25 protein-coding genes and 1 pseudogene are annotated in these 25,868 nt (G+C 69.0%); 17 read left to right on the top strand and 9 right to left on the bottom strand.

The features are described from left to right. The first annotated feature begins 15 nt into the window (after positions 1 to 15). The 7 genes from E3T23_RS00180 (at position 16) to E3T23_RS00150 (ending at position 10,222) form a co-directional block, all read left to right on the top strand. The gene (locus tag E3T23_RS00180; protein WP_134368406.1) at positions 16 to 696 is read left to right on the top strand and encodes an NAD(P)H-binding protein; all 681 of its coding nucleotides are present in this window, start codon (positions 16 to 18) and stop codon (positions 694 to 696) included. A gap of 169 nt (positions 697 to 865) precedes the next feature. Next, positions 866 to 4,324 (top strand): hypothetical protein, encoded by a 3,459-nt coding sequence (locus tag E3T23_RS00175; protein WP_134368405.1) that lies wholly within the window; start codon positions 866 to 868, stop codon positions 4,322 to 4,324. Positions 4,325 to 4,515: 191 nt separating this feature from the next. Then, complete coding sequence (locus E3T23_RS00170; RefSeq protein ID WP_134368404.1) at positions 4,516 to 5,733, top strand: ABC transporter substrate-binding protein; 1,218 nt, start codon at positions 4,516 to 4,518, stop codon at positions 5,731 to 5,733. 150 nt (positions 5,734 to 5,883) lie between these two features. After that, positions 5,884 to 6,870 carry a carbohydrate ABC transporter permease gene (locus E3T23_RS00165; protein WP_134368403.1) on the top strand — a complete coding sequence of 329 codons (987 nt, stop codon included), beginning with the start codon at positions 5,884 to 5,886 and terminating at the stop codon, positions 6,868 to 6,870. Beyond that, positions 6,867 to 7,709 carry a carbohydrate ABC transporter permease gene (locus tag E3T23_RS00160; protein WP_134368402.1) on the top strand — a complete coding sequence of 281 codons (843 nt, stop codon included), beginning with the start codon at positions 6,867 to 6,869 and terminating at the stop codon, positions 7,707 to 7,709. Before E3T23_RS00165 ends, E3T23_RS00160 begins: the two co-directional genes overlap by 4 nt. Positions 7,710 to 7,750: 41 nt before the next feature. Beyond that, positions 7,751 to 9,184: a GH1 family beta-glucosidase gene (locus E3T23_RS00155; RefSeq protein ID WP_134368401.1), complete on the top strand. Its 1,434-nt coding sequence runs from the start codon at positions 7,751 to 7,753 to the stop codon at positions 9,182 to 9,184. 9 nt (positions 9,185 to 9,193) lie between these two features. Next, positions 9,194 to 10,222 carry a LacI family DNA-binding transcriptional regulator gene (locus tag E3T23_RS00150; protein WP_134368400.1) on the top strand — a complete coding sequence of 343 codons (1,029 nt, stop codon included), beginning with the start codon at positions 9,194 to 9,196 and terminating at the stop codon, positions 10,220 to 10,222. A 61-nt stretch (positions 10,223 to 10,283) separates the two neighbouring features. On the opposite strand, the gene E3T23_RS00145 is transcribed toward E3T23_RS00150, so the two are convergent. Together E3T23_RS00145 and E3T23_RS00140 are read right to left on the bottom strand one after the other, a co-directional pair. After that, positions 10,284 to 11,210 carry an LLM class F420-dependent oxidoreductase gene (locus tag E3T23_RS00145; RefSeq protein WP_134368399.1) on the bottom strand — a complete coding sequence of 309 codons (927 nt, stop codon included), beginning with the start codon at positions 11,208 to 11,210 and terminating at the stop codon, positions 10,284 to 10,286. Continuing rightward, a complete protein-coding gene (locus tag E3T23_RS00140; RefSeq protein WP_134368398.1) occupies positions 11,207 to 12,172 on the bottom strand; it encodes a DNA-methyltransferase in 966 nt (321 codons plus the stop codon). Before E3T23_RS00140 ends, E3T23_RS00145 begins: the two co-directional genes overlap by 4 nt. A 34-nt stretch (positions 12,173 to 12,206) precedes the next feature. Between E3T23_RS00140 and E3T23_RS00135 the strand changes: the two genes are divergently transcribed. Beyond that, the gene (locus E3T23_RS00135; RefSeq protein ID WP_134368397.1) at positions 12,207 to 12,527 is read left to right on the top strand and encodes a GNAT family N-acetyltransferase; all 321 of its coding nucleotides are present in this window, start codon (positions 12,207 to 12,209) and stop codon (positions 12,525 to 12,527) included. A gap of 15 nt (positions 12,528 to 12,542) precedes the next feature. Here the strand turns inward: E3T23_RS00135 and E3T23_RS00130 are convergent, their stop codons facing one another. Beyond that, on the bottom strand, positions 12,543 to 13,592 hold the full coding sequence (locus E3T23_RS00130) for a lipoate-protein ligase LplAB (RefSeq protein ID WP_134368396.1): 1,050 nt from the start codon (positions 13,590 to 13,592) through the stop codon (positions 12,543 to 12,545). Between the two features lie 9 nt (positions 13,593 to 13,601). Further along, positions 13,602 to 14,453 carry an alpha/beta fold hydrolase gene (locus tag E3T23_RS00125; RefSeq protein ID WP_134368395.1) on the bottom strand — a complete coding sequence of 284 codons (852 nt, stop codon included), beginning with the start codon at positions 14,451 to 14,453 and terminating at the stop codon, positions 13,602 to 13,604. A gap of 119 nt (positions 14,454 to 14,572) precedes the next feature. On the opposite strand from E3T23_RS00125, the gene E3T23_RS00120 reads away from it, so the two are divergent. Then, positions 14,573 to 15,049, top strand: a complete 477-nt coding sequence (locus E3T23_RS00120; RefSeq protein WP_134368394.1) for a MarR family winged helix-turn-helix transcriptional regulator — start codon at positions 14,573 to 14,575, stop codon at positions 15,047 to 15,049. A gap of 5 nt (positions 15,050 to 15,054) precedes the next feature. Continuing rightward, positions 15,055 to 16,368, top strand: a complete 1,314-nt coding sequence (locus E3T23_RS00115) for an MFS transporter (protein ID WP_198416150.1) — start codon at positions 15,055 to 15,057, stop codon at positions 16,366 to 16,368. A 10-nt stretch (positions 16,369 to 16,378) separates the two neighbouring features. On the opposite strand, the gene E3T23_RS00110 is transcribed toward E3T23_RS00115, so the two are convergent. Beyond that, positions 16,379 to 17,845, bottom strand: a complete 1,467-nt coding sequence (locus E3T23_RS00110; RefSeq protein ID WP_134368392.1) for a peptide MFS transporter — start codon at positions 17,843 to 17,845, stop codon at positions 16,379 to 16,381. Between the two features lie 115 nt (positions 17,846 to 17,960). On the opposite strand from E3T23_RS00110, the gene E3T23_RS00105 reads away from it, so the two are divergent. The 3 genes from E3T23_RS00105 (at position 17,961) to E3T23_RS00095 (ending at position 20,560) form a co-directional block, all read left to right on the top strand. Next, positions 17,961 to 18,356, top strand: a complete 396-nt coding sequence (locus E3T23_RS00105; RefSeq protein WP_134368391.1) for a sortase — start codon at positions 17,961 to 17,963, stop codon at positions 18,354 to 18,356. Positions 18,357 to 18,482: 126 nt separating this feature from the next. Continuing rightward, positions 18,483 to 19,283 (top strand): FadR/GntR family transcriptional regulator, encoded by an 801-nt coding sequence (locus E3T23_RS00100; RefSeq protein ID WP_241977462.1) that lies wholly within the window; start codon positions 18,483 to 18,485, stop codon positions 19,281 to 19,283. A 17-nt stretch (positions 19,284 to 19,300) separates the two neighbouring features. Further along, the gene (locus tag E3T23_RS00095) at positions 19,301 to 20,560 is read left to right on the top strand and encodes an alpha-hydroxy acid oxidase (RefSeq protein WP_134368389.1); all 1,260 of its coding nucleotides are present in this window, start codon (positions 19,301 to 19,303) and stop codon (positions 20,558 to 20,560) included. Between the two features lie 15 nt (positions 20,561 to 20,575). Here E3T23_RS00095 and rocD read toward each other — a convergent pair whose 3' ends face one another. Further along, positions 20,576 to 21,820: an ornithine--oxo-acid transaminase gene (gene rocD / locus E3T23_RS00090; RefSeq protein ID WP_134368415.1), complete on the bottom strand. Its 1,245-nt coding sequence runs from the start codon at positions 21,818 to 21,820 to the stop codon at positions 20,576 to 20,578. A 20-nt stretch (positions 21,821 to 21,840) separates the two neighbouring features. After that, positions 21,841 to 22,719, bottom strand: coding sequence for a dimethylargininase (ddaH, locus tag E3T23_RS00085; protein ID WP_134368388.1), 879 nt, complete (start codon positions 22,717 to 22,719; stop codon positions 21,841 to 21,843). 348 nt (positions 22,720 to 23,067) lie between these two features. Here ddaH and E3T23_RS00080 point away from each other — a divergent pair, with 348 nt between their 5' ends. From E3T23_RS00080 to E3T23_RS00075, 3 genes are all read left to right on the top strand, one after another. Then, complete coding sequence (locus E3T23_RS00080) at positions 23,068 to 23,505, top strand: Lrp/AsnC family transcriptional regulator (RefSeq protein WP_134368387.1); 438 nt, start codon at positions 23,068 to 23,070, stop codon at positions 23,503 to 23,505. Positions 23,506 to 23,639: 134 nt separating this feature from the next. Then, on the top strand, positions 23,640 to 23,807 hold the full coding sequence (locus E3T23_RS15045; RefSeq protein ID WP_166806139.1) for a hypothetical protein: 168 nt from the start codon (positions 23,640 to 23,642) through the stop codon (positions 23,805 to 23,807). A gap of 14 nt (positions 23,808 to 23,821) precedes the next feature. Next, positions 23,822 to 24,052, top strand: coding sequence for a hypothetical protein (locus tag E3T23_RS00075; protein WP_134368386.1), 231 nt, complete (start codon positions 23,822 to 23,824; stop codon positions 24,050 to 24,052). Between the two features lie 129 nt (positions 24,053 to 24,181). On the opposite strand, the gene E3T23_RS00070 is transcribed toward E3T23_RS00075, so the two are convergent. Continuing rightward, positions 24,182 to 24,955 carry an ABC transporter permease gene (locus E3T23_RS00070; RefSeq protein ID WP_174843820.1) on the bottom strand — a complete coding sequence of 258 codons (774 nt, stop codon included), beginning with the start codon at positions 24,953 to 24,955 and terminating at the stop codon, positions 24,182 to 24,184. A 180-nt stretch (positions 24,956 to 25,135) separates the two neighbouring features. Between E3T23_RS00070 and E3T23_RS00065 the strand changes: the two genes are divergently transcribed. After that, on the top strand, positions 25,136 to 25,498 hold the full coding sequence (locus E3T23_RS00065) for a GntR family transcriptional regulator (protein ID WP_134368385.1): 363 nt from the start codon (positions 25,136 to 25,138) through the stop codon (positions 25,496 to 25,498). Positions 25,499 to 25,585: 87 nt separating this feature from the next. Here the strand turns inward: E3T23_RS00065 and E3T23_RS00060 are convergent. Then, positions 25,586 to 25,868: pseudogene (locus E3T23_RS00060) on the bottom strand (NAD-dependent epimerase/dehydratase family protein); the annotation flags it as partial.

Raw genomic sequence — 25,868 nt, 5'->3', positions numbered from 1 at the left:
GGCGTTGTACTTCTAATGCGCATAGTTATTGCAGGTGGACATGGAAAAATTGCTCGTCAGCTGACGCGGGAGCTCGCGAAAGGCGGCCATGAGGTCGTCGGGCTGATCCGCACGGAGAAACAGCGGGCGGATCTCATCGCTGACGGGGCCGTTCCGATGGTGATCGACCTCGAGCAGGCCTCGACGGCTGACGTGGCCCATCTCCTGACCGGCGCCGACGTCGCGGTGTTCGCCGCGGGTGCCGGAGCGGGCGGAAGCGAGGAGCGCCGTCAGGCCGTCGACTTCGGCGGCTCCGTGCGGCTGGCCGACGCGGCCGAGGCCGCCGGCGTGGCGCGTTTCATCCAGATCTCGTCGACCGGCACCGAGAAGGTGCGGGACGGACAGACTCCCGCGGATGTCCCTGCGGACTTCCTGGGCTACCTGCAGGCCAAACTGGCGGCAGAGGAAGACCTGATCAGCCGCTCGCTTTCCTGGACGATCATTCGCCCCGGCGGACTGGTCGACGAGGTGGGAACCGGCCTCGTGCGCCTGTCCCCCGCCGGCCCCGGCCTGCCGGAAGACCAAGCGACCGTGCCCCGCGCGGACGTCGCGGCCGTGCTGGCCGCCCTGATCGAGACCGGTGCCGCCCGACGCCGGGTGCTGCACCTGGTCTCCGGGGACGAATCCGTCGTTTCCGCCGTGGCCGCGTTCGCCTGAGGCGACCGAGCAACCGGCTTGGCAGCGCGGCCCCGCGGCGTACCGCCGCGGGGCCGCGCTTGAATGAACGCGGGATGTCTGGCAGTCTGTGAGAGCGCTCTCATCATTGATGATGATGGGTCCGTCCCCGGCCGAAGCATCCGCCGGGGTGAATCCAATGGAGGATCGCATGCCCCTCGAGACCATCACTCAGCACACCGACCCGGACGGCATCGCGTTCGACCCCGCAGAGGGCGCGGTCCGGGGTGGACCGGTCGACCTGGACGGACGCCGGTTCTACCGGATCGAGGCCTATGACCAGATGCCGCCGTTCTTCATGACCCTCGTCGGGGCGAGCGATGTCTGGCTCTTCATTTCCAGCTCGGGCGGACTGACGGCCGGCCGAGTCGACGCCGATCGGGCCCTGTTCCCGTATTACACCGACGACAAGGTCACCGAGAGCGCCGGACGCACCGGCGGCCTCAGCGTGCTGCTCGTCCGCCGCCCCGACGGGACCAGCAGCCACTGGCAGCCGTTCGCGGCACTGCGCCCCGGCGATCAGACGGCACGGCGCACGCTCTACAAGGACGCCCTCGGCACGACCCTGGTCTTCGAGGAGACCCGCGCCGACCTCGGCCTGCGCCTACGGGTTACCTGGCAGACGAGCGCCCGCTTCGGCGTCGTGCGCAGCTGCGCCCTGACCTCGCTCGCCGACGACACGCTCGACGTCGACATCCTCGACGGCCTCGTGAACATCCTTCCCGCCGGGGCAGGCAAGAAGACGCAGAACGAGCTGAGCGTGCTGCTCGACGCCTACAAGCGGGCCGAACTCGACCCCCCTTCGGGCCTCGGGCTGCTGACCCTGAGCGCGACGCTGTCCGACCTCGCCGAGCCCAGCGAGTCACTGCACGCCAACGTGGCCTGGCAGGTCGGTCTGGGCAACGCCGAGTACCTGCTCTCGATCAGCCAGGTGGCGGCCTTCGCCCGCGGGCGGGGCATCACGGCCGAGACGGATGTCCGCGGCGAGCGCGGGGCCTACCTCGTGCACGCGCGGATCACGCTGGCCCCCGGCGGCACTTCCCGCTGGCAGGTCGTCGCCGACGTCAACCAGGACGCGGCGGATGTCGTCGGCCTGCAGGCGCAGCTGCGCGACCCTGCCCGGCTCGCCGAGGCGCTCGCGGCCGACATCGTCGCCACCCGGTCCGACCTGGAGACGATCCTCGGGGCCACCGACGCCGCCCAGTACAGCGGCGACGAACTCGCCACCATCCACCACACCGCCAATGTGCTGTTCAACACGATGCGCGGCGGCGTCCCCGCCGAGGGCTACACGGTGGAGTCGAGCGACGTGCGGGCGTTCATCGCTCAGCGGAGCCGGGCGACCGCCCGGCGCTGCGCCGCGATGCTGGCGGCGTTACCCGAACGGCTGCGCGCCGACGAACTCGTCGCCATCGTCCAGGAGCACGGCGACATCGACCTGTGGCGCCTCGCCACGGAGTACCTGCCGCTCACGTTCAGCCGCCGGCACGGCGACCCGAGCCGGCCGTGGAACCAGTTCCGGATCGTCCTGAAGGACGACAGCGGCATCCGTCGCCTGGAGTACCAGGGGAACTGGCGGGACATCTTCCAGAACTGGGAGGCGCTGGCCTGGTCGTTCCCCGAATACGTGGAGTCGATGATCACGATCTTCCTCGACGCCACGACCGCCGACGGCTACAACCCGTACCGGATCTCCCGCGACGGCATCGACTGGGAGGTCCCCGAGCCCGAGGACCCGTGGGCCAACATCGGGTACTGGAGCGACCACCAGATCATCTACCTGCTCAAGCTGCTCGAGACCTCGCACCGCTTCCACCCGGGGCGCCTGGACGCGCTCGTCAACCGGGCGGCCTTCACCCACGCCGACGTTCCGTACCGGATCGCCGGCTATGCGGACATCCTCACCGACCCGTACAACACCATCACCTTCGACGACGAGCGTCAACGCACGATCACCCAGCGGGTCGCCGCGGAGGGGGCAGACGGCCGGCTCGTACACGGCGCCGACGGCGACCTCGTGCGGGTGACGCTGGCCGAGAAGGTGCTGCTGCTCCTGCTGGCCAAGCTCGTCAACCTGGTGCCGGACGGCGGCATCTGGATGACGACCCAGCGCCCGGAATGGAACGACGCCAACAACGCCCTCGTCGGCCGCGGAGTATCCGTGGTCACGCTCGCCTACCTGCGCCGGTACCTCGTCTTCGTGCAGGACCTCCTGACCGTCGACGTCGAGCTCTCGAGCGAGCTTGCCGGGCTGCTCACCGCGGTGCGCGAGGTGCTCGTCGAGCATGCGGATGCCCTGGCCGGCGGCTTCGATGCCACTCGCCGCCGTTGCGTCATGGACGGTCTGGGCGCGGCAGGGACCGCCTATCGCGAGCGGGTCTACGCCGGTTTCGGCGGGGACCGGTCGACGGTGCCCGCGGGAGACGTCGCCGAGCTGCTCGACCTGGCCCGACGCTTCGTCGAGTCCGGCCTGCGCGCCAACCGGCGCGACGATGGGCTGGTGCACTCCTACAACATTCTGGAGCTCGAAGCCGAGACAGCCGACCTGCGGCGGCTCGCCGAGATGCTCGAGGGCCAGGTTGCCATCCTGTCCTCCGGCCTGCTCGGCCCGGGAGATTCTCTCGACCTGCTCGGCGCCCTGCGCGCGAGTCGGCTGTACCGCGCCGACCAGCACAGCTACATCCTCTATCCCGACAAGGACCTGCCGGGCTTCCTCGCCCGCAACACCTTCAGTGCCGCCCGGGCCGCCGACTGCCCCCTCGCCCTGATGCTGGCCGAGGCCGGCGACCCCAGCATCGTCGTGCGGGACCTGCAGGGCGACCTGCACTTCGCGGCCCACATCCGGAACGCCAGGGGCGTGTCGGATGCGCTGGACCGCCTCAGCGCCGATCCGGCCCTCAGCGCCGCCGTGGAAAGGGACCGGGCCGAGCTCCTGGACATTTTCGAGGAGGTCTTCCGGCATGCGGAGTTCACCGGGCGCTCCGGCTCGTTCTTCGCCTACGAGGGCCTCGGCAGCATCTACTGGCACATGGTGTCGAAGCTGCTGCTCGCGGTGCAGGAGACACTCGAACGGGCCGTCGCCGAACAGGCGGACGAGGCTGCGATCCGGGGGCTGATGGCGGCGTACGAGGACGTGCGTGCCGGCATCGGCTACTGCAAGGACCCTCTGACGTACGGCGCGTTCCCGACCGATCCCTACTCGCACACGCCCGCCGGCCACGGCGCTCGGCAGCCGGGAATGACCGGGCAGGTCAAGGAGGAGGTGCTCACCCGGATGGGCGAGCTCGGCCTGCGGATCGAGGACGGTCGCATCCGGCTGCGGCCCACCCTGCTGCGGGCCGACGAGTGGACCACGGTGCCCGGCACGTTCGCCTACCTGGACATCGCCGGTGAGCGGCAGAGCATCGAGCTGCCCGTGGCCGCGCTCGCGTTCACGTTCTGCCAGGTCCCGGTCGTCTTCCACCGCGGCGGGACGCTCGAAGTGGTCGCGCACCTGTCCGACGGCACTCGGGCACCCGGAACGGGCGGCGCCCTCGACGCCGACGTGAGTGCGAGCGTCTTCCGCCGCGACGGACGGGTGCACTCCCTCACGGTGACTGTGCCCGACTGAGAGCGCTCTCTTGACAAACGCGCCCCGCGCGCACTAGCGTGAAGATCAACTCGTGAGAGCGCTCTCACAGCACTGGTGAGAGCGGCCTTGCATCCACCCATCAGCACGCACACAAGGGAGTGACCGTGAAGCGTTTCCCGCGCAGCACACTTGCAGTAACAGTCGCCGGAGCAGCATCCTTCGCACTGGTAATGTCCGGCTGTTCCGCCGGCGCCGACACCGGCGCCGAGCAGTCGACGGACAAGAACGTGAAACTGACCGTCGCGACGTTCAACGAATTCGGCTACGACGACCTGTTCGCCGAGTACGAGAAGGCAAACCCGAACGTCACCATCACGCACAAGAAGGCCGCCACCACCAACGAGGCCCGCGACAACCTCACGACACGTCTTGCCGCAGGCAGCGGCCTGAGCGACGTCGAGGCCATCGAGGTCGACTGGCTGCCCGAACTGTTGCAGTACTCCGACCAGTTCGTCGATCTCGCCTCCGACGACGTCGACGGCCGCTGGCTCGCATGGAAGACCGAGGCCGCGACGGACGAGGACGGCCGCCTGATCGCGTACGGGACCGACATCGGTCCGGAAGCCGTCTGCTACCGCTCCGACCTGTTCGCCGCCGCCGGTCTGCCGACCGACCGCGCCGAGGTCGCCACCCTCCTCGGCACCAGCTGGGAGAGCTACTACGCAGCCGGTGACAAGTTCGCCGCTGCCGGCACGAACGTGCCGTGGTTCGACTCGGCCGGAGCCACCTGGCAGGGCGTCGTCAACCAGATCCCCAACGCCTATGAAGAAGAAGACGGCACCATCATCGCCACCGAGAACCCGGAGGTGAAGGAGGCCTACACGAGCGTGCTCGGGGCCAGCAGCACGCTGTCCGCGAAACTGGGACAGTGGAGCGACGACTGGACCGCCAGCTTCCAGAACGACGGCTTCGCCACGATGCTCTGCCCGGGCTGGATGCTCGGCGTGATCTCCGGCAACGCCGAAGGTGTCACCGGCTGGGACGTCGCCGACACGTTCCCCGGCGGCGGCGGCAACTGGGGAGGCTCATACCTGACCGTTCCCGAGCAGTCCAAGAACCAGGCCGAAGCGCAGAAGCTCGCCGCCTGGTTGACCGCCCCGGAGCAGCAGCTCAAGGCGTTCGCCTCGAAGGGCACCTTCCCGAGCCAGCTCGAAGCGCTGAAGAGTGACGAGCTCCTGGGCGCCACGAACGAGTTCTTCAATAACGCGCCGACCGGTGAGATCCTCGCCAACCGCGCCGCTGCTGTCGACGTGACCCCGTTCAAGGGCGAGTTCTACTTCGCGATCAACGACGCCATGCAGCAGGCGCTCACCCGCGTCGAAGACGGCTCGATGACCCCCGACGAGTCGTGGGCGCAGTTCACGACCGACGTCGAGGCGCTCGGCTAACCAGCACCACCCGCCGGTTCGGGCCGGTCGAGACCTCCTGGTCTCGACCGGCCCGAACCCCGGTCTCGACCGGCCCGACCGGCTCGACCACCGGTTCTCGACAAGCTCGCCCACCGGGTTTCGACAAGCTCAACCACCGAAGGACTGTTCATGACAACCGCCGCCGCTGTCGAGGTGAATGCCCGCAGCATCCGCCGCATCGCCCTCAGCCACAAACTGAGCCGCTGGGATGTGCGGTTCTCGCCTTATCTCTACATCTCCCCCTTCTTCCTCGTCTTCGGGGTCATGGGTCTCTTCCCGCTGCTGTACACGGCGTGGGTATCGGTGCACGACTGGAACCTGATCGGCGGCCAGGGCGACTTCGTCGGCCTGGAGAACTACGTCACGGTGCTGACCCAGGGATATTTCTGGAACTCCCTGCGCAACACGTTCAGCATCTTCCTGCTGTCGAGCATCCCGCAGGTACTCCTCGCGCTCGGCATCGCCGCCGTTCTCGACTTCAACCTGCGCGGTAAGACCTTCTGGCGCATGGGCGTTCTGCTGCCCTACGTCGTGGCCCCGGTCGCGGTCGCGCTGATCTTCAACGACCTCTTCGGCGACAAGTACGGCCTCATCAACAGCGGAATCATGAGCCTGGGCCTCGAGCCCATCCGCTGGCACGTCGACGTGATCCCCAGCCACATCGCCATCGCCACGATGGTGAACTTCCGCTGGACCGGGTACAACGCCCTCATCTTCCTGGCCGCCATGCAGGCCGTCCCCCGCGACTACTACGAGGCCGCGATCATCGACGGCGCCAACCGCTGGCGCACCTTCCGGTCGATCACCCTGCCGCTGCTGCGACCGATCATCATCTTCGTCATCCTGACCTCGACGATCGGCGGTCTGCAGATCTTCGACGAGGCCCGCATGTTCGACAACCTCGGCCAGGGCGGTGCCAGTCGACAATGGCAGACGCTCACCCTGTACATCTACGAACTCGGCTGGGGCCAACGCAACTTCGGCCGGGCATCCGCCGTGGCCTGGCTGCTCTTCCTGATCATCATCCTCATCGCCGTCGTCAACTTCCTCATCACCCGGCGCATCGCGGGCACCGCCGACCGCAAGCTGCGCGTCCGCGCGAAAGGCATCTCATGAGCAAGACCATCATCGGCGGCCACGACCGTCGGCCCTCCCTCTGGGTCTACGGCATCCTGATCGCGGTTCTCCTCGGCTCGGCCTTCCCGATCTGGTGGTCGTTCCTGATCGGCAGCCAGGATGCCTCCGCACTGAACCAGAACGGGATGATGTGGATTCCGGGCGGGAACTTCTTCGCCAACGCGGCCACCGTCATCGACAGCATCCCGTTCTGGACGGCGCTCGGCAACAGCATCATCGTGTCGTCCGTGGTGTCGCTCACCGTCGTCATGTTCTCGACCCTCGCCGGCTACGCCTTCGCCAAGCTGAAGTTCCGCGGCCGGGAAGGCCTGCTCATCTTCGTGATCGCGACCATGGCCGTGCCGACCCAGCTCGGCGTCGTGCCGCTCTTCATCGTGATGGCGAGGCTCGGCTGGACCGGCAGCCTCTGGGCCGTCATCGCGCCCGCCATGGTGACCGCGTTCGGCGTGTTCTGGATGACCCAGTACCTGCGCGACGCGCTGCCCGACGAGCTGATCGAGGCGGTGCGCATGGACGGAGCGTCGATGATCCGCAGCTTCTGGCACATCGGTCTCCCGGCCGCCCGGCCCGCCGCGGCGATGCTCGCCCTCTTCACCTTCATCGGCACCTGGACCAACTTCTTCTGGCCGTTCATCGTTCTCGGCCCGGGCAACCCGACCCTCCCCGTGGCGCTGCAGCAGTTGCAGGCAGCCTTCTACGTCGACTACTCACTCGTGCTCGCCGGCGTCGTGCTCTCGATCATCCCGCTGATCCTGGTCTTCATCTTCCTGGGCAAGCAGCTGGTGGCCGGAATCATGCAGGGCGCGGTCAAGGGATGACCTCGGCCGGAACTCCCGCAACAATCACCGAGAATATGGGTATGACCTCACACGCACGCTCGTTCCCGCCCGAGTTCCTCTTCGGGGCCGCGACCGCCGCCTACCAGATCGAGGGCGCCGCCCACGAGGACGGGCGCACCGATTCCATCTGGGACGCGTTCAGCCGCGTGCCGGGCGCCGTGATCAACGCCGACAACGGCGACGTCGCCTGCGACCACTACCACCGCTACCCGGGCGACGTCGCCCTGATGAAGGACCTGGGGCTGCAGACTTACCGCTTCTCCACCTCCTGGGCCCGGGTGCGTCCCGACGGCGGGCCGGTCAACCCGAAGGGTGTGGACTTCTACTCCCGCCTGGTCGACGAGCTCCTCGGCGCCGGCATCAAGCCGTGGCTGACCCTGTACCACTGGGATCTGCCGCAGGCCCTCGAGGAGCAGGGCGGCTGGACCAACCGCGACACCGCCGCGCGTTTCCGGGACTACGCCCTCACCGTGCACGACACCCTCGGCGACCGCGTGAGCGTGTGGACCACACTCAACGAGCCGTGGTGCTCCTCCTTCCTCAGCTACACCGGCGGCGCCCACGCCCCCGGACGGCAAAGCCCCCGGGACGGCCTGGCCGCCGCGCACCACCTGCTTCTGGGACACGGCCTCGCCGTCGAGGCACTCCGCGAACGTGACCCGAAGCTCGAGCTCGGCATCACCCTCAACCTCACCGTCGCCAAGCCGGTCGATCCCGCGCATGCCGGCGACGTGGATGCCGCGCGCCGCATCGACGGGCAGTTCAACCGGATCTTCCTCGACCCGATCTTCCGCGGTTCCTACCCGGAGGATGTGCTCCAGGACGTCGCCGAATACGGACTGACCGATTTCATCCACGAGGGAGACCTGGCCCAGATCAACCAGCCGATCGACACCCTCGGCGTGAACTATTACCACGGCGACCTGGTCAGCGACCGCCCGGCCGAGCATCCGTTGCTCGCCCAGGCGCCGACCAGCCGCCCCACCCGGTCGCCGTTCCCGGCCGCCGACGGCGTCTTCGACCACCCACAGGGGCTGCCGCTGACCGCCATGGAGTGGGAGGTGCAGCCCGATGGGCTGCGCGAACTGCTCGTTCGCGTGAACACCGAATATGCCGCCCCGACCGGAACGAGCGTCTACGTCACCGAGAACGGCGCGGCATTCGATGACGTCGTCGCCGCGGACGGCAGTGTCCCGGATGCCCGGCGCACCGAATTCCTGACCGACCACCTGGGTGCCATCCTCGACGCGATCGATGAGGGCGTCGACGTCAAGGGCTACTTCTACTGGTCGCTGATGGACAACTACGAGTGGGCCTGGGGCTACGAGAAGCGCTTCGGCATCGTTCGGGTCGACTACGCCACCCAGGAGCGCATCGTCAAGGACAGCGGTCGAGCCTACGCCGAGATCATCCGCAACCGCGCCCTCCCCAGAGCCGGATCGCGGGCAAATTAGACTGATGTCATGACAACCAGTGTGCGCCAGGCCCGTCCGTCGCCGCCCACCCTGGAAATGGTGGCCGAGGTGGCCGGGGTGTCCCGGGCCACCGTGAGCCGGGTGGTGAACGGGTCGACGAAGGTCAGCCCCGAGATCGTCGCCTCGGTGACCGAGGCGATCAACCAGCTCAACTACGTTCCGAACCGGGCCGCCCGCTCCCTCGCGAGTCGGCAGACCGAGGCCGTGGCCCTGGTCGTGCCCGAGGACATGACCCGGTTCTTCGGCGACCCGTACTTCGCCGCGGTCGTGCAGGGCATCACGCGCCGACTCGACCTGAGCGACTACACGCTCAACCTGCTCGTCGCGTCGAGCGATCCGCGACACAAGACCCTGCGCTACCTGCGCTCGGGCAACGTCGACGGCGCGCTCATCATCTCGCACCACACCGGCGACGACTTCGTGGCCGAACTCGAGAAGACCATGCCGGTGGTCTTCGGTGGCCGGCCGGCGAACGCGGACAACCTCGAGGCCTTCTTCGTCGATGTCGACAACGCGGCGGGAGCGGAGACGGGCACCCAGCGACTGGTCGATATCGGTCGCCGCCGCATCGGCTCGATCGCCGGAGCGGTGGACATGCCGGCCGGCATCGACCGGCTGACCGGGTTCGAGCGAACGCTCGAGCGGGCCGGGCTGCCCACGGATGCCGTCGAGCTCGCCGACTTCACGGCCGCCGGCGGCGCGGCAGCCACCCGCCGCCTCCTGGAGCGGTGCCCCGACATCGACGGGCTCTTCGTGGCGAGCGACCTGATGGCCACCGGGGCGGTGGACGTGCTGCGCGAGCTCGGCCGTTCGGTTCCCGGGGACGTCGCCATCGTCGGCTTCGACGACAGCCCTGCCGCCACGAGCGGCCTGGTGGCGCTGACCACCGTCAGCCAGCCCTCCGAGGAAATGGGCTACGCGACGGCGGACATCCTGCTGCGCCGGCTTTCCGGTGACGAGAGCATGCCGCACCGCACCCTGATGCCGACCCGACTGGTGCTGCGCGAGTCCGCGTAACCGTCTCGCCGCTGTTGGCGGCCCCGCGCCGGGCATACGCGGGCGTCGAGCGAGCGGGCGGTCACGCCAGCTGGGGCATGACCTCACGGGCGATGAAGTCCAGGTGGTCAAGGTCGGACAGGTCCATGATCTGCAGGTAGACGCACTCGACGCCGTCGTCGGCGAGAGCGCCGAGGCGATCCACAACCTCCGACGCGGTGCCGGCCACGCCGTGCGCCCGCAGCTCGGCGGGTTCCCGGCCCACGGCCGCGGCGCGCCGGGCGAAGGCGGCCTCGTCCGCGCCCGCGACGGCGATCAGGGCGGCCGAATAGACGAGCTCACGGGGATCGCGGCCGATGACCGCGCATGCCGCGCGCACGCCGGCGAACTTGGCCGGGACATCCGTGAACTCGGGGAACGGCAGGTTGAACTCGGTGGCGAAGCGGGCCGCCAGGGCCGGGGTGCGCCTGGCGCCGCCTCCGCCCACGATCACCGGAATGCGGGCCTGCACGGGCTTGGGCAGGGCGGGCGAGTCGACGAGGGTGTAGTGCTCGCCGGAAAAGCTGTAGCGGTCGCCGACCGGGGTCTCCCAGAGCCCGGTCACGATCTCCAGCTGCTCCTCGAGCATGCCGAACCGCCGGGCCGGGAACGGGATGCCGTAGGCCAGATGTTCCTGCTCGAACCAGCCGGTGCCGAGGCCGAGCTCGACCCGCCCGCCCGACATCTGGTCGACCTGCGCCACCTGGATCGCGAGGATCCCCGGCGGCCGGTAGGTCACCGACGAGACCAGGGTGCCCAGGCGGATGCGCCGGGTCTCCCGGGCGAGGCCCGCCAGAGTGGTCCACGCATCCGTCGGACCGGGCAGGACGGGGGCCGTATCGCCCATCGCGAGGTAGTGGTCGGAGCGGAAGAACGCGTCGAAGCCGAGCGTCTCCGTGGCCTGGGCCACGGCGAGGATGTCATCGTAGGACGCGCCCTGCTGCGGTTCGGTGAAAATGCGGAGTCTCATGCTCCCAGTCTTACCTCGGCCTCGTCGGCAACGAAATCGGGCAGCGGCGGCACGGCGGGTTCGGGCACGGCGGGCAGGAACTCCACCTCGGGCAGCAACGCGAAGCGCGTGCGCATGACCTGGATCGACTCGGGGTTCTGGTCCACCAGCACGAACCGGCGGCCGAGGGCCGCGGCGACCGCGCCGGTCGTGCCGCTGCCGGCGAAGAAGTCGAGCACCCAGTCCCCCTCGCGGCTGGACGCCTGGATCATACGGCGCAGGATGCCGGCGGGCTTCTGGGTGGGATACCCGGTCTTCTCCTTGCCGGTGGGCGACACGATCGTGTGCCACCAGACATCCGTCGGCAGCTTGCCCTTCGCGACCTTCTCCGGGGTGACCAGCCCGGGCGCCATGTAGGGCTCGCGGTCGACCGTGGTCGAGTCGAAGTAGTACCGGGCCGGGTTCTTCACATAGACCAGGATCGTGTCGTGCTTGGTCGGCCAGCGGTTCTTCGACTTCGCCCCGTAGTCGTACGCCCAGATCAGCTCGTTCAGGAAACAGTCGCGGCCGAAGAGGGCGTCGAGCAGCACCTTGGCATAGTGCGCCTCACGGTAGTCCAGGTGCAGGTACAGGGTGCCGTCGTCGGCCAGCAGACGCCAGGCCTCGATCAGGCGTGGCTCGAGGAAGGCCCAGTAGTCCTCGAACTGATCGTCGTAGCCGAGCAGGTCACCCTTGATCCGCTCGTAGCGCTGGCCCTTGAAACCGGTGATGGTGCCCACGGCGCCAGCGCCCAAAGCGACGGATGCCGGGCTCGCCGGTGCGCGCACCGAGGTCGTGGCCTGCCGGTTCTGCTTCCGCCCCGTGTTGAAGGGCGGGTCCAGGTAGATCAGCGTGAACGACGCGTCGGGCAGGTGCGGCAGAACCTCGAGGTTGTTCGCGTGGACGACACGGCTGGGAGAAGAGGGAGACCACACGATCGGCATTCCTTCATTGTGTCAGGCGGCTTACGCTTGGGACATGACTTCAGACGCAACGGCCACCGAATCGACCCGGGTTGAGTTCCGGCACGAGCCGGCCCAGTCCCGGTACTCGCTCCGCATCAACGAAGAGACCGTCGGTTTTGCCGACTACACCGTGACGGGCACCGACGTGCTGTTCACCCACGTCGAGGTGGATCCGGCCCGGCGCGGCGAGAATCTGGCCAGCCGCCTGGTCGAACAGGCGCTCGACGACGTGCGCACGCGCACCGAGCTCACCGTCGTGCCGGTCTGCCCGTACGTGGTGCGGTGGATCGACAAGCACGCCGAGTATCAGGACCTGCTCACGCGGGGCCGGTAGTCGGCTCGGCTCGGTTTACGGAACGCGCCCGATCCATTCCTCGGTGCCGAACTTGGTTTCCACCAGCTCCCTCGCCCGGGCATATTCCGCCTCGGTGATGTTCCCGGTGACCGCGCCGTACAGCCCGGTGAAGGTCGCCTTCATGCGGTCGATGATCGCGTCCCGGCTGAGACCGGTCTGACTGCGTAGCGGGTCGACGCGCTTCGCGGCGCTCGTGATGCCCTTGTCGCTGAGTTTCTCCCGGCCGATGCGGAGCACCTGCACCATCTTGTCGCCGTCCATGTCGTAGCTCATGGTGACGTGGTGCAGCACGGCGCCGCTGCCGAGACGTTTCTGGGCGGCCCCGCCGATCTTGCCCTTGGGGCTCGTGATGTCGTTCAGCGGCTGGTAGTACGCGTCGATGCCGAGGGATTTGAGGGCCGTGAGCACCCACTCGTCGAGGAATGCATAGGAGTCGGCGAACGTCATGCCCTGAACGAGGTCAGTCGGTGCGTAGATCGAGTAGGTGATGACCGAGCCGGCTTCCATGAACATGGCGCCGCCGCCGCTGATCCGGCGCACGACGGTGAAGCCGTGCTTGGCGGCCTGGACCGGGTCGACCTCGTTCTTCAGGGACTGGAAGCTGCCGATCACGACGGCCGGCTCGGTCCATTCCCAGATCCGCAGCGTGGGGCTTCGGCGGCCCTCGCCGACCTCGATCGCAAGGACTTCGTCGAGCGCCATCTGCATGACGGGGGCGACGGCCTCGGTGTGGATCAGCTGCCACTCGTAGTCGCGCCAACCGCTGGCCTGGGCGAGCGAACGGCGGATCGCCACCGCCACCGACTCCGGCGAGAAGCCGAGCAGCGTGGCCTGGGCCGGGAGCGCGGCCCGCACGGCGGCCGCGATGCTCACCGCGTCGCTGTCGGCGGCCAGGCCGTTCACAGCCGCATCGATGTCGCCGAGCGCGCTGTCGGGCTCGAGGAAGAAATCACCGGCCAGCCGGAAGTTGACGATCGTGTTGTCGACGACGTCGAGATCGACGACGACGAGTTTGCCGCCTGGAACCTTATATTCACCGTGCATGACGCCAGCCTAATCGGCGGGTACGGCAAATCGCTTGCCCAGCCACCCGATCAGGTCGTCGAAGACGCCCTGACGGTTCGTCTCGTTGAACACCTCGTGCCGGGCACCCGGGTAGACGATGACCCGGATGTCCCGCAGCCCCGACCGCCCGGAATATGCCCGAACGAGCATGCGTGCGCTGCGCTCCCCGCCCACGATGTCGTCGCCGCCGACCAGGATCAGCAGCGGCAGGCCCGGCGGCAGATCGCGCCTCGGCCTCCCGAAGAGGCGCGCCGCCTCGCGCAGCCCGAACAGCTTCGCCAGCGGGGTCGTGGTCGTGAGCGGGTCGGCGATGAAGGCGCGGGCCACCTCGGGGTCGCGGCTGAGCCACTCCACCCCCGTGTCGCCCAGGTGCTTGTGGCGGCGGTTCAGGTCCCCGCTGTCGAGGTAGCCGGGCATCCGGTACGCCGTGCCGCTGAGCACGATCGCGTCATAGTCGGCGGCATGGGTGTTGACGATCATCTGAACCATGAACGACCCCCAGCTGTGACCGAGCAAAACAAGGGGCAGGTCAGGGTGGATGGTGCGGATGATGCCACTCAGCTGGTGCACCCCGGCCACGGCCGCGCGCAGCCCGCCCGGGCCAAGCCGGCCGAGGCGGGAGAGGTCGCCGTCGTGCTGGTGCACCCCGGTCTGGCCGTGGCCGCGGTGGTCGTCCGCGTAGACCGTGTAGCCCGATGCGTTCAGACGAGCGGCGAGGTCCGCGTAGCGCTGCGCATGCTCACCGACCCCGTGGGCGATCTGGACGATGGCCCGAGGGCGATCGGCGACCCAGGTGAAATATGTGATCGAGACGCCGAAGTCATCCGTGTAGGTAGGCACGGGGCCAGTCTGCCAGTACTCGCCCCGCGCGTCTCTGCAATCCCGCCGCTGGCCGCCGACCTGAACTAGGCTATGAGCAGGGAATACTTAGCAACGCTAAGTGGTTAGGGTGGGTAGCTATGGAATCTGCACCGTTGACTCTCGTACCCGCGCCGGCGGTCGCCACCGGCCGAGCCGCGACGGTGGCCGAGTTAAGCCACGATTTCCGGCTGGCCAATGGTCGTCTGGCCCGCCGCCTGCGCCAGGAGAAGGCCGACAATGAGCTCAGCTCCAGCCAGTTCTCGGCACTCGGCACCCTGTACTTCCATGGCCCGTTCACGCTCCGAGAGCTCAGCGAGCGGGAGCGGGTCACGCCGCCCTCGATGAATCGCACGGTCAACGCGCTGGTCGAGGCCGGCCTCGTCAACCGGGCCGGCTCCGCCGACGACGGTCGCAAGGTGGTGCTCACGGTGACCGATCAGGGGAGCACCCTGATGCGGGAGACGCGCAAGCGCCGGGATGCCTGGCTCGCCCAGCGCATCGTGAAGCTGACGCCCGACGAGCGCCGGGTCCTCACCGAGGCGCTCGACATCATGAAGGAACTCGCCAACAGTTGAACAGAATGTTCCGCTCCCTGAGCGTCCCGAACTATCGAATCTGGTTCGCGGGCGCCCTGGTGTCGAACATCGGGACCTGGATGCAGCGCACCGCCCAGGACTGGATCGTCCTGACCGAGCTGACCGACTACAACGCCACCGCGGTGGGCATCGTGATGGCCCTGCAGTTCGGCCCGCAGCTGCTGCTGATGCCCTGGTCCGGCCTCATCGCAGACCGGTTCAACCGGCGCAGGCTGCTCATCCTGACGCAGACCCTGATGGGCCTGCTCGCCCTCGGCCTGGGTCTGGTCACGGTCACCGGCGTCGCGGAGCTCTGGCACGTCTACCTCTTCGCCCTGGGCCTCGGGATCGTCGCGGCGATCGACGCTCCCGCCCGCCAGACCTTCGTGTCCGAGCTGGTCTCCGACGACAACCTTCCGAACGCCGTAGCCCTCAACTCCGCGTCGTTCAACGGCGCCCGGATGATCGGGCCGGCTGCCGCGGGCCTGCTCACGGTCGCCGTCGGCGCCGGCTGGGTCTTCATGATCAACGCGGCGACCTTCGCAGCCACGGTGCTCGCGATGACGCTGCTGCGCACCGCGGCGCTGCGCCCGCAACCGCGGGCCTCCCGCGAACGCGGGCAGCTGCTGGCCGGGTTCCGGTACGTGTCGCGCCGGCCCGACATCATCGTCGTCCTGATCACCGTTTTCCTGGTGGGCACCTTCGGCTTCAACTTCGCGATCTTCACGGCGACGATGGCCACGGTCGAGTTCGGCATGGGCGCCAGCGAATTCGGCGTGCTCAGTTCGATCATGGCCATCGGTTCCGTCGCCGGCGCACTGTTGGCCGCGCGTCGCGGCCGCCCGCGACTGCGCCTGGTCGTCGGCGGATCCTTCGCGTTCGGCCTGTCCTGCGCCCTGGCGGCGGTCATGCCCAACTACGTGACTTTTGCGGTCTCGCTGACCTTCGTCGGCCTGTCCTCGCTGACCTTGATGACCACGGCGAACGCCTATGTGCAGACCACGACGCGGCCGGCGATGCGCGGCCGTGTGATGGCGCTCTACATGGCGATCTTCGCCGGCGGAACGCCGCTCGGGGCACCCCTGGTGGGCTGGGTCGCCGACCAGTTCGGCCCGCGCTGGGCGCTCGGCGTGGCCGCGATCTCGGGCATCCTGGCGGCCGGGGCCGTGCTCTTCTGGATGGTTCGGTACCGCAGCCTGCGGGTGCGGTTCCGCCGGGGGGTGTCCCCGCGGGTGCGGGTGCACCACGACGGAGACGGCCGCGCCGCCGAGACCGCCACCCGCGAAATCGCGATCATCGAGGCCACGGCGCCCCGCTGACGGATGCCGGTCAGCGCACGCCGTTCATCAACCGGAGGATCGGGCGGGCGATCAGCGCGAGCAACAGCCCGAGCACGATCGCGACGCCGCCGATCACACTGAAGTAGACCGTCTCCGACACCGAGGTGTACCACTCGGCGAGCCAACCGGACACCGCGGTGCCCAAGGCGATCGACAGGAAGAACAGCGCGACCATCTGGGTTTTGAAGGGTTCCGGGGCGAGGCGGGTCGTGACGGCCAGACCGACCGGCCCGATCAGAAGCTCCGCCACCGTGAGCACGAACAGGATCGCGATCATCGCCGCCAGCGGCGTCGAGTTCGCTCCGCCGTCGACGAACGGGAGGAACATCAGGAATGCGGCACCCATCACGCCGGTGCCGAGCGCGAACTTCACCGGGGTGGACGGCTGGCGGGAGCCCCAGCGGGTCCACAGCGCGGCGAATACGCCCGAGAGCAGGATGATGAAGACCGGGTTGATCGACTGCACCCACGACACCGGCAGCTCCCAGCCGAACATGTCGCGGTTGAGCCGCTCGTCGGTGTAGATGGTGACCACCGTGAACTGCTGCTGGGAGAGGGACCAGAACGCGGCGCTGGCCACGAACAGCGGCATGAACGCGTACACGCGCTTGCGTTCGACGGCGCTGATCTGACGGCTGCGCAGGATGACCACGAAATAGGAGACCGTGGCGACCAGGGTCAGCGCGATCACGATCGTGACCAGGCCGGATGCCGTGATCACGTCGAGCAGCACCAGCACCACGATCAGAGCGACCGCCAGGGTCGCACCCCACAGGTAGCCGGCGTAGCGCGAGGCCGGAAGCGGGTTCGGAACCTCGTGCACGATGGCCGGCAGACGCTTGCGGCCGAAGGAGTACTGCACCAGGCCGATCGCCATGCCCACGGCGGCAAGCCCGAACCCGTAGTGCAATCCGAGGGTCGTCTGCAGCAGACCCGTCAGGACCGGTCCGAAGAAGGCACCCAGGTTGATTCCGAGATAGAAGAGGGAGAAGCCCGCGTCGAGTCGAGGGTCGTCCTTGGCGTAGAGCGCACCCACGACGCTGGTCGCGTTGGCCTTGAGCCCACCGCTGCCCACCGCGATCAGGATGAGGCCGGTCGCCACCCCGCCGAGGCCCGGCAGGGTGGCGAGCGCCACGTGCCCGACCGCAATGACGATCGCGCTGTAGAACAGCACCCGCTCCGAGCCCAGCAGACGGTCGGCCACCCAGGCGCCCAGGATGGTCGACAGATAGACACCGCCGCCGTAGGCACCCACGATGCCGGCCGCGGTGGACTGCGGGATCCCGAGGCCACCGTCGGCCGCGGAGTAGTACAAATAGAGCAGCAGGATGCCCTGCATGCCGTAGAAGGAGAAGCGTTCCCACATCTCGACGCCGAACACGTTGGAGAGGGCGCGAGGTTGTCCGAGGAAGCTTCGGTCGTCACGGGTGGGGGATTGTTCAACAACCAAGCTCATTGCTTGACCTTACCGCGTGCCCCCAGACCTGGGGGCATCGGCCCGGTCGCGGCAGGCGGTTGTGACGCACGGTACGATTTTGCCCGTACCGTTAGGACGACCGAGAAGGGGCCACGTGGACGTCTACTCGCTCGTTGCCCTCCTCAGCGAGGTGCTGACCCTGGTCGGGCTGGTCGTCGGCGGGATCCTCTTCGTGGCCGGCCTGCTCGTGCGCGGTGTGAAGGGTCGCTGGGTTCTGACGGATGGCGTCATCGCCTCCTCCCGGGCCGGCACGGTGATCCGGTGGTTCGACCGTGACGGCGAGGTGCACGAGTGCCCCGCGAACACGCACGAGACGCACGGTCTCGCGCCCGGCGACGACGTGCCGGTCTGGTTCAGCCTCCGCACCCCCTCCCGGTGCCGCACCCACACCCCGGAGGCCGAGGGCCGGGCACTGCGCCTGACCGGCCTGATCCTCCTCGGCACCGGCGCCGCGGCCGGCGTGCTCGGCATCGTGCTGCTCTTCGTCTGAGCTGCCCCCGCCCCCGGGATCACGTCGAAAGTTTCTGCCGCGGAAGCCGCCCTCCCCTGTAGCATGTGGTCAGACCACAGCACCCGCACACCCCGCCAATTCCACCCCAACGTCGAGGAGGAGCTCGTGAGTATCGACCGCCGTGCCTGGGAAGTCGTGCTGCAGAGCATCGAGCTGGATCTTCTCAGCGGGCGGCTGCGTCCGGGCGACCACCTCCCTCCCGAGCGGGCCCTCGCCGCCTCGCTGGGCGTCGGACGCTCCAGCGTGCGTGAGGCCATCCGGGTTCTCGAGGTGCTCGGGCTGCTCCGCACCTCCGCGGGGTCGGGGCCCACGTCGGGCGCGATCATCGTGGCCCTGCCCGGCGGCGGCATGTCGGCGCTGATGCGTCTGCAGGTTGCGGCGCAGGGGTTCCCGGTCGCCGACGTGGTCAAGACCCGGCTCGCGCTCGAGGCGTCGGTCGTGACCGAGCTGGCGGAGGCATCCGCCCTGGCCAGTTCGACCATGGACGCCAACGCCTCCCTGCACCCCGACCTGTCGACAGCCGTGCTGCTGCTCGACGCGATGGACTCCCCCGCGCTGACCGAGGTGGAGTTCCTCGCCCTCGACGCCCAGTTCCACCTGTCTCTGGCGGCCGCGACAGGAAACCAGGTCGTCACCGCCACGATGGCGGGTTTGCGCAGTGCCATCGAGGGGTACGTTCGGGCGGGCGCGACGAGCCTCGCCTCGTGGCCCGTCACCTCCGCCCGGCTCCGCGCCGAGCACCGCGCGATCGTCGCCGCGATCGAGGCCGGCGATTCCCAGGCCGCCCGCACCCTCGTGCACTCCCACATCGCGGGCTATTACGCCGAGACCCACCTCGCCAACCACCGTCCCGAACGCCTCGCCGACGACCATACGGATGCCGACGGGCACTCGGTGGCCCGATAGAAAAGGACCCTTCGACCATGGTTCAACGACGCATCCCGAAGATCAGTGACCTTGCCCCGCTGCTGCACTTCAAGACCCCCGAGCTGAACGCGAAGAAGCGCCGGCTCGAGAGCGCGCACACCATCTACGACCTGCGCGCCATCGCCAAGAGGCGCACTCCCAAGGCGGCATTCGACTACACCGACGGCGCCGCCGAGGCCGAGCTTTCGCTGGGGCGCGCCCGCCAGGCCTTCGAGGACATCGAGTTCAACCCGGCGATCCTGCGGGACGTGTCCACCGTCTCCACCGGCTGGGACGTACTCGGGGCCCCGGTGGCGCAGCCTTTCGGAATCGCCCCAACCGGTTTCACCCGGATGATGCAGACCGAGGGCGAGATCGCCGGCGCCCACGTGGCGGCCCGGGCCGGCATCCCCTTCTCCCTGTCGACCATGGGCACCACGTCGATTGAGGACGTCAAGGCCGCGAACCCGAACGGGCGCAACTGGTTCCAGCTGTACATGTGGAAAGATCGCGACCGGTCGATGGCGCTGGTCGACCGGGCCGCGAAGGCCGGCTTCGACACCCTGCTGGTGACCGTGGACGTTCCGATCGCCGGCGCGCGACTGCGCGATCAGCGCAACGGCTTCTCGATTCCGCCGGCCCTGACCATCGGAACGGTCCTCAACGCGCTGCCGCGGCCGGAGTGGTGGATCAACTTCCTCACCACCGAACCGCTCGCCTTCGCCAGCATCGACCGCTGGAGCGGCTCGGTCGCCGATCATCTCGACACCATGTTCGACCCCACCGTCACCTTCGAGGACCTGGCCTGGATCAAGGCGCAGTGGCCCGGCAAGATCGTCGTCAAGGGCGTGCAGAGCCTGGCGGATGCGCGCACGCTCGCCGACCTCGGCGTGGACGGCATCATCCTGTCCAACCACGGCGGCCGCCAGCTCGACCGCGCCCCGGTCCCGTTCCACCTGCTGCCGCAGGTCGTGCGCGAAGTGGGCAGCGCATACGAGGTGCACCTGGACACCGGCATCATGAGCGGTGCCGACATCGTCGCCTCCGTCGCCCTCGGCGCCCGTTTCACCCTGGTCGGCCGCGCCTACCTCTACGGTCTGATGGCCGGAGGCGAGGCCGGCGTCGACCGGGCCGTCCAGATCCTCTCCGAGCAGGTGTCCCGCACCATGCGGCTGCTCGGCGTGAAGAGCCTGGAGGAGCTCGAGCCGGGCCACGTCACACAGCTCGCACGCCTCGGCCGCATCGCCCAGCCCGTGGCGGCATCCGTCGACGGGTAGCTCGGAGGTGCCCGCCTACGCTTCGGCGAGCTCCGCGAGAACGGCGGCCAGCTGCTCCACCGCCCAGTCGAGGTCAGCCTCGGAGACCACGATCGGCGGGGCCAGTCGGATGGTGAAGCCGTGGGTGTCCTTCGCGAGCACGCCGCGCGCCAGGAGGGCCTCGCAGACCGCGCGGCCGGAGGCCAGCTTCGGGTCGATGTCGATGCCGGCCCAGAGTCCGGCGCCGCGCACGGCCACGACGCCTTGGCCGATCAACCCGGTCAGACCGTCGTGCAGGCGGGCGCCGAGAATGCGGGCGCGCTCCTGCTGCTCGCCGGTGGCCAGGAGCTTCACCACGGCGAGGCCGACGGCCGCCGCCAGCGGGTTGCCGCCGAAGGTCGAGCCGTGCTCGCCGGGGCGGAGCACGCCGAGGACGTCCCGGTTGCCGACGACAGCGGAGACCGGCACGATGCCGCCGCCGAGGGCCTTGCCGAGCAGGTAGAGGTCGGGAACGACGCCCACCAGGTCGCAGGCGAAGGTCGCTCCCGTGCGCCCGAGGCCGGACTGGATCTCGTCGGCGATGAACAGCACGTTGTGGCGGGTCGTGATCTCGCGCACGGCCGGCAGGTAGTCGGCCGGCGGCACGACGATGCCGGCCTCACCCTGGATCGGCTCGAGCAGCACGGCGACCGTGTTCGCATCGATCGCGGCCTCGAGGGCCGCGGCGTCCCCGTACGGGACCGTGCGGAACCCGGGCGTGAACGGCCCGAAATCCTTGCGGGCCGACTCGTCGTCGGAGAAGCTGATGATCGTGGTGGTGCGGCCGTGGAAGTTCTCCCCGGCCACGATGATGTTGGCCATCCCGTCGGCGACGCCCTTGACCCGGTAGCCCCAGGCACGGGCCACCTTGATGCCGGACTCGACCGCTTCGGCGCCCGTGTTCATCGGCAGGACCATGTCCTTGCCGGAGAGCTCGGCGAGCGCGGTCACGAACGGGCCGAGCTGGTCGTTGTGGAAGGCGCGGCTGGTGAGCGTGATGCGGCCCAGCTGCGCGCGGGCGGCGTCCAGCAGGAGCGGGTTGGAGTGCCCGAAGTTGACCGCGGAGTACGCGGCCAGGCAGTCCAGGTAGCGGCGGCCGTCGACATCCGTCACCCAGGCGCCGTCGCCGGACGCGACGACCACGGGCAACGGGTGGTAATTGTGGGCCGCGTGCTCGTCTTCCAGGGCGATATATGCGGCCTGGCCGAGCGCGGCGGCCGGTGCGCCGGTCGTATCGGTCATCTGGTCGGTGGCCTGGTCGGTCATCGGCGCAGCTCCAGCGTGCAGCATTTCACTCCTCCTCCACCGAGCAGCAGCTCGGACAGGTCGACCCCGATCGGGTTGAAACCGCGGGCGCGCAACTGGCGCTCGAAGTCCTTCGCCCGCTCGGCGATGACCACGTTATAGCCGTCGGAATAGGAGTTGAGGCCGAGGATGGCCGCGTCCTCCTCGGTGACGATGATGGCATCCGGGAACCGCTCGCGCAGGATGGCCAGGCTCGGCTCGTCGAACGCGCTCGGCAGGTAGGCGATCTCGCCGTTGCCCGTGGCGGGCGACCCGTCGAGCACGGCGATGGCCGTGTCGAGGTGGTAGAAGCTGGGGTTGATCAGGTTGAGCGTGATCACCGGGCGGCCGTAGATCGCCGCCACCTCCTCATGGCTGTTCGAGGCACTGCGGAACCCGGTACCCGCGAGGATCACGTCGCCCACGAGCAGGAAGTCGCCCTCGCCCTCGTTGATCTCCGCCGGCACGCGCACGTCGAAGCCGTTGGCGCCGAACCAGTCCATGTAGGCCGGCCCTTCCGGCTGGCGCTCGGCATAGGTGAAGGCCGCGCCGTAGGCGATGTTGTCGATGACGAAGCCGCCGTTGGCCGCGTAGACCATGTCCGGCAGGCCGTCGACCGGGTCGATCAGGCGCACGTCGAAGCCGAGGCCGACGTAGGTGTCGTAGAGCGTCTGCCACTGGGCTACGGCGAGCGCGGTGTCGGTCGGGATGGCCGGGTCCATCCAGGGGTTGATGCGGTAGACGACCGTGAAGAAGTCGGGCTTGCACATCAGCACGGTACGCGCGACGGGCGTGCGCTCGGGGGTGGCCGGCGAGACGAGCTCGTTCGGATTCGGGGCGGTGAGGTTGGTCGACATGGAGACTCCTTCGGCGGCCGTCCGGCCTCGTCGGGTGAGGTCGGCTGGCGGGGTGGATGGCGGACCAGGTCACTCACGAGAGCTCTGCCGGCACGAATTACCCGGGCAGAGACGCCTTTCCTAGTTTCACACAGGCCGAATCGGATGTGCACGCCAATACGCGGCGAAAACATGCGCGCTTGCGGCCGCCCGCGCAGCTTTCTGCCATTACGGGCATCGACGGATGCTCCGCGCCCGCCCGAACCACCGACCCACCACCGCGCAGCTATCCAGTGATTGCCGCTATCGCACGCTGTTTTTCTGCGTTCAGGCGTGGCCCAGCGCAACGATGCCCCCTAGACTCTCGGCATGGACAACCTCGACCGCGGCATTCTCGACCTGCTTCGCCAGAACGCCCGGGCGGGCTACGGCGATATCGGCTCGGTGGTCGGGCTGTCCGCGTCGGCCGTCAAACGCCGGGTCGACCGGCTCGTGGCCGACCGCGTCATCCGCGCTTTCACCATCCAGGTGGACCCGGCCATCGACGGCATGAGCACCGAGGCCTACGTCGAGCTGTTCTGTCGCGGCACCGTGGCGCCCGAAGAGCTGCTCCGCATCCTGTCCGGCGTGCCGGAGGTCGTGGACGCCGGCACCGTCACGGGCAGCGCCGACGCCATCGTGCACATCCGGGCGCGGGACATCCCCGGCCTCGAGGCGGCGCTGGAGAAGGTGCGTCTGGCGCCCAATGTGGACCACACCCGCAGCGCGATCGTGCTCTCCCGGCTGATCCACCGCACCGCCGAGTAGCCGCGGGCCGCCCTCTCGCTCGGCCGCGACCCCCGCAACGCTGTGGGGGTGGTCTCCCCCAAAGCCGTCAGGCTCCCAGCGAAATCGGCCCGGCCGGCGCCGAACGCATCAGCGCGGGTGCCCACGGCCTGCTCGTGGCCGCCAGCACCCTGATCGGGCTCGGCACCAGCTCCGCCTTGACCATCATCGTCATGATCACCAACCTCGTGTACTACGCCACCCGCGTCTTCGCCTGTTCGATCGGCGACACCGAGATCGGCTGGACGCACGTGCGCAACCACTTCCGAATCAGCGCCCCCTGATCTCCGCGGCGTTCGTGCCACTGCTGACCGTGCTGGTCCTGCTCGCCCTCGGATTCGACATCGGCACCGGCACCGGCACCGCGACGCTGATCGGCATGATCACGGCCACCGTGCTGCTGGCCCTGGTGGCGGTCGGCGGGTTGCGGCTCCGCGGCATCCGTGGCTGGCCGCTTCTGCTCATGGCGGCGGGAACACTGCTGCTCGCCGCGGTGCTGATCCTCGCCGAGTTCTTTGTGCCGCACTAGCGGCGCCACGACCCCGCCGAGACCCGCCGAGACCCGCCGAGCCGTGAGAAACGCCCCGGAAAAACGAAAAAACGGGGGCGAAACTCACGGTTCGGCGCGGGTTCGGTGCGGGTTCGGCGGTGCGTGCCGCTAGCCGGGGACCGGGGCCGGGCGGCGAGTCACGGGGGCGAGCAGGTGGATCAGGGCGACCGCCGCGATCGATCCGGCGCAGAGGATGCCGGCGAGCACCACGATCTGGAACCGCCCCGCCTCGAGCGGCGAGGCTCCACCGAAAATGGCGCCCACGAAGGCCCCGGGCAGGGTGACCAGCCCGGTGGTCTTCGTCTGGTCGGTCGAGGGGATCAGGGCGAAGTACACCGCGCGGCGGGCCAGTTCCCGGGTGGACTGGCGCGGGGTGGCGCCGAGGGCCAGCCAGCCCTCGACCTCCTCCCAGTGCTCGGTGACGCCCTCGGTGAAGCGTCGGCCGGAAAGGGTGGCGATCGACATGGCGTTGCCGATGATGATGCCGCCGAACGACAGCACGTAGCGCGGTGTGAACTCCAGTGCGCCGGTGCCGAAGACCACGAGGAGGGTGACCAGGACCCCGAGGCCCATCGAGGCGGCCACCCCGGCTGCGTGCAGCCGGGTGGCGCCGATCCGACGGGTGACCGTGCCGACCGCCGCGGCGAACATGACCGCGAGGCCCACGCCGACCCAGAACGGGTCGGAGATGATGCCACTGAGGATCAGGCTGATCGCGGCGAGCTGCAGGGCTCCGCGCAGCACGGCGAGCGCCGGCGCGAACGGATGCGGTACCCGGTAGCCGCGCAGCACCAGCGTGACGATCGCGATCAGCAGCGCGATCCCCAGCAGGGTCGGCGCCAGTCCGGCCAGCTGGGCGGGGAGGTCGCTTGGCCAGGTCACGTGTCGAGCCTAGCGAGCCGCCGCGCCCGTTCGGCCCGCCGCATCCGTTCGGCCCGCGCATCCGTTCGCGAGAGCGGGTGAATCGTCGGTTTGCGTGAACCATAACGACGATTCACCCGCTTTCGCGGACGAGCGGGGCGCCGCTACCTTGGTACGTGACGCAGACAAAGGATGCCTCGCATGGATATCGTGATCGACCAGCACTCGCCCACCGCGCCGTACGAGCAGTTGCGGGTGCAGGTGGTCGAGGGCGTTCGAGCCGGCGTAATGTCCCCGGGCGACAGGCTGCCCACCGTGCGCCGGCTCGCCGAGGACCTCGGCCTGGCGCCGAACACTGTCGCGCGGGCCTACCGGGAGCTGGAGCGGGATGAGGTGATCGAGACCCGCGGCAGGCTCGGCTCCTTCATCGCCGCAACGGGGGATGCCACGCGCAAGCAGGCGCAGCTGGCCGCGGTCGCCTACGCCGAACGGATGCGGGTACTCGGGCTGCCCGCGGAGGAGGCGCTGGCGATCGTGCGGGCGGCCCTGGGCATCCGTTCGTAGGAAGCTGTTCCCCCCTGGCGAGAGTCGCAGTTTGCGCCGAGACTCGCCGGCAGAAGGGCGATTCTCGGCAGAAACGGCGAGAGTCGGCTACCGGTCGTACGACGCGGCCAGCCGCCGGAAGCCCTCGTCGAGGCTCACCGCGGGCGTCCAGCACAGCTCGGACCGGGTGCGGCGCTGGTCGAACCAGTGCGCGGTCGAGAGCTGCTCGGCCAGGAACCGGGTCATCGGCGGCTCGTCCACACCCGGGCGGATGCGCCAGGCCACCTCGATCAGTGCCCCCGCGCCGCGGGCGACCCCGGCCGGCACCCGCCAGGCCGGCGTCGGCACGCCCGCGGCCCGGCACATGCCCGCGAGCAGCTCGGCGACCGGG

Origin of the sequence: Cryobacterium cheniae, from assembly GCF_004403395.1 — a bacterium.
GTDB classification, from domain to species: Bacteria; Actinomycetota; Actinomycetes; order Actinomycetales; family Microbacteriaceae; genus Cryobacterium; species Cryobacterium cheniae.
Note: the sequence above shows the minus strand (reverse complement) of the source record. Positions and strands in the feature narration are given on the sequence as shown.

What these genes read in the sequence shown, in the direction of transcription:
- E3T23_RS00180 (WP_134368406.1), top strand. Translation starts at nt 16, where the DNA reads ATGCGCATAGTTATTGCAGGTGGACATGGAAAAATTGCTCGTCAGCTG.
- E3T23_RS00175 (WP_134368405.1), top strand. Translation starts at nt 866, where the DNA reads ATGCCCCTCGAGACCATCACTCAGCACACCGACCCGGACGGCATCGCG.
- E3T23_RS00170 (WP_134368404.1), top strand. Translation starts at nt 4,516, where the DNA reads ATGTCCGGCTGTTCCGCCGGCGCCGACACCGGCGCCGAGCAGTCGACG.
- E3T23_RS00165 (WP_134368403.1), top strand. Translation starts at nt 5,884, where the DNA reads ATGACAACCGCCGCCGCTGTCGAGGTGAATGCCCGCAGCATCCGCCGC.
- E3T23_RS00160 (WP_134368402.1), top strand. Translation starts at nt 6,867, where the DNA reads ATGAGCAAGACCATCATCGGCGGCCACGACCGTCGGCCCTCCCTCTGG.
- E3T23_RS00155 (WP_134368401.1), top strand. Translation starts at nt 7,751, where the DNA reads ATGACCTCACACGCACGCTCGTTCCCGCCCGAGTTCCTCTTCGGGGCC.
- E3T23_RS00150 (WP_134368400.1), top strand. Translation starts at nt 9,194, where the DNA reads ATGACAACCAGTGTGCGCCAGGCCCGTCCGTCGCCGCCCACCCTGGAA.
- E3T23_RS00145 (WP_134368399.1), bottom strand. Translation starts at nt 11,210, where the DNA reads ATGAGACTCCGCATTTTCACCGAACCGCAGCAGGGCGCGTCCTACGAT.
- E3T23_RS00140 (WP_134368398.1), bottom strand. Translation starts at nt 12,172, where the DNA reads ATGCCGATCGTGTGGTCTCCCTCTTCTCCCAGCCGTGTCGTCCACGCG.
- E3T23_RS00135 (WP_134368397.1), top strand. Translation starts at nt 12,207, where the DNA reads ATGACTTCAGACGCAACGGCCACCGAATCGACCCGGGTTGAGTTCCGG.
- E3T23_RS00130 (WP_134368396.1), bottom strand. Translation starts at nt 13,592, where the DNA reads ATGCACGGTGAATATAAGGTTCCAGGCGGCAAACTCGTCGTCGTCGAT.
- E3T23_RS00120 (WP_134368394.1), top strand. Translation starts at nt 14,573, where the DNA reads ATGGAATCTGCACCGTTGACTCTCGTACCCGCGCCGGCGGTCGCCACC.
- E3T23_RS00115 (WP_198416150.1), top strand. Translation starts at nt 15,055, where the DNA reads ATGTTCCGCTCCCTGAGCGTCCCGAACTATCGAATCTGGTTCGCGGGC.
- E3T23_RS00110 (WP_134368392.1), bottom strand. Translation starts at nt 17,845, where the DNA reads ATGAGCTTGGTTGTTGAACAATCCCCCACCCGTGACGACCGAAGCTTC.
- E3T23_RS00095 (WP_134368389.1), top strand. Translation starts at nt 19,301, where the DNA reads ATGGTTCAACGACGCATCCCGAAGATCAGTGACCTTGCCCCGCTGCTG.
- rocD (WP_134368415.1), bottom strand. Translation starts at nt 21,820, where the DNA reads ATGACCGATACGACCGGCGCACCGGCCGCCGCGCTCGGCCAGGCCGCA.
- ddaH (WP_134368388.1), bottom strand. Translation starts at nt 22,719, where the DNA reads ATGTCGACCAACCTCACCGCCCCGAATCCGAACGAGCTCGTCTCGCCG.
- E3T23_RS00080 (WP_134368387.1), top strand. Translation starts at nt 23,068, where the DNA reads ATGGACAACCTCGACCGCGGCATTCTCGACCTGCTTCGCCAGAACGCC.
- E3T23_RS00065 (WP_134368385.1), top strand. Translation starts at nt 25,136, where the DNA reads ATGGATATCGTGATCGACCAGCACTCGCCCACCGCGCCGTACGAGCAG.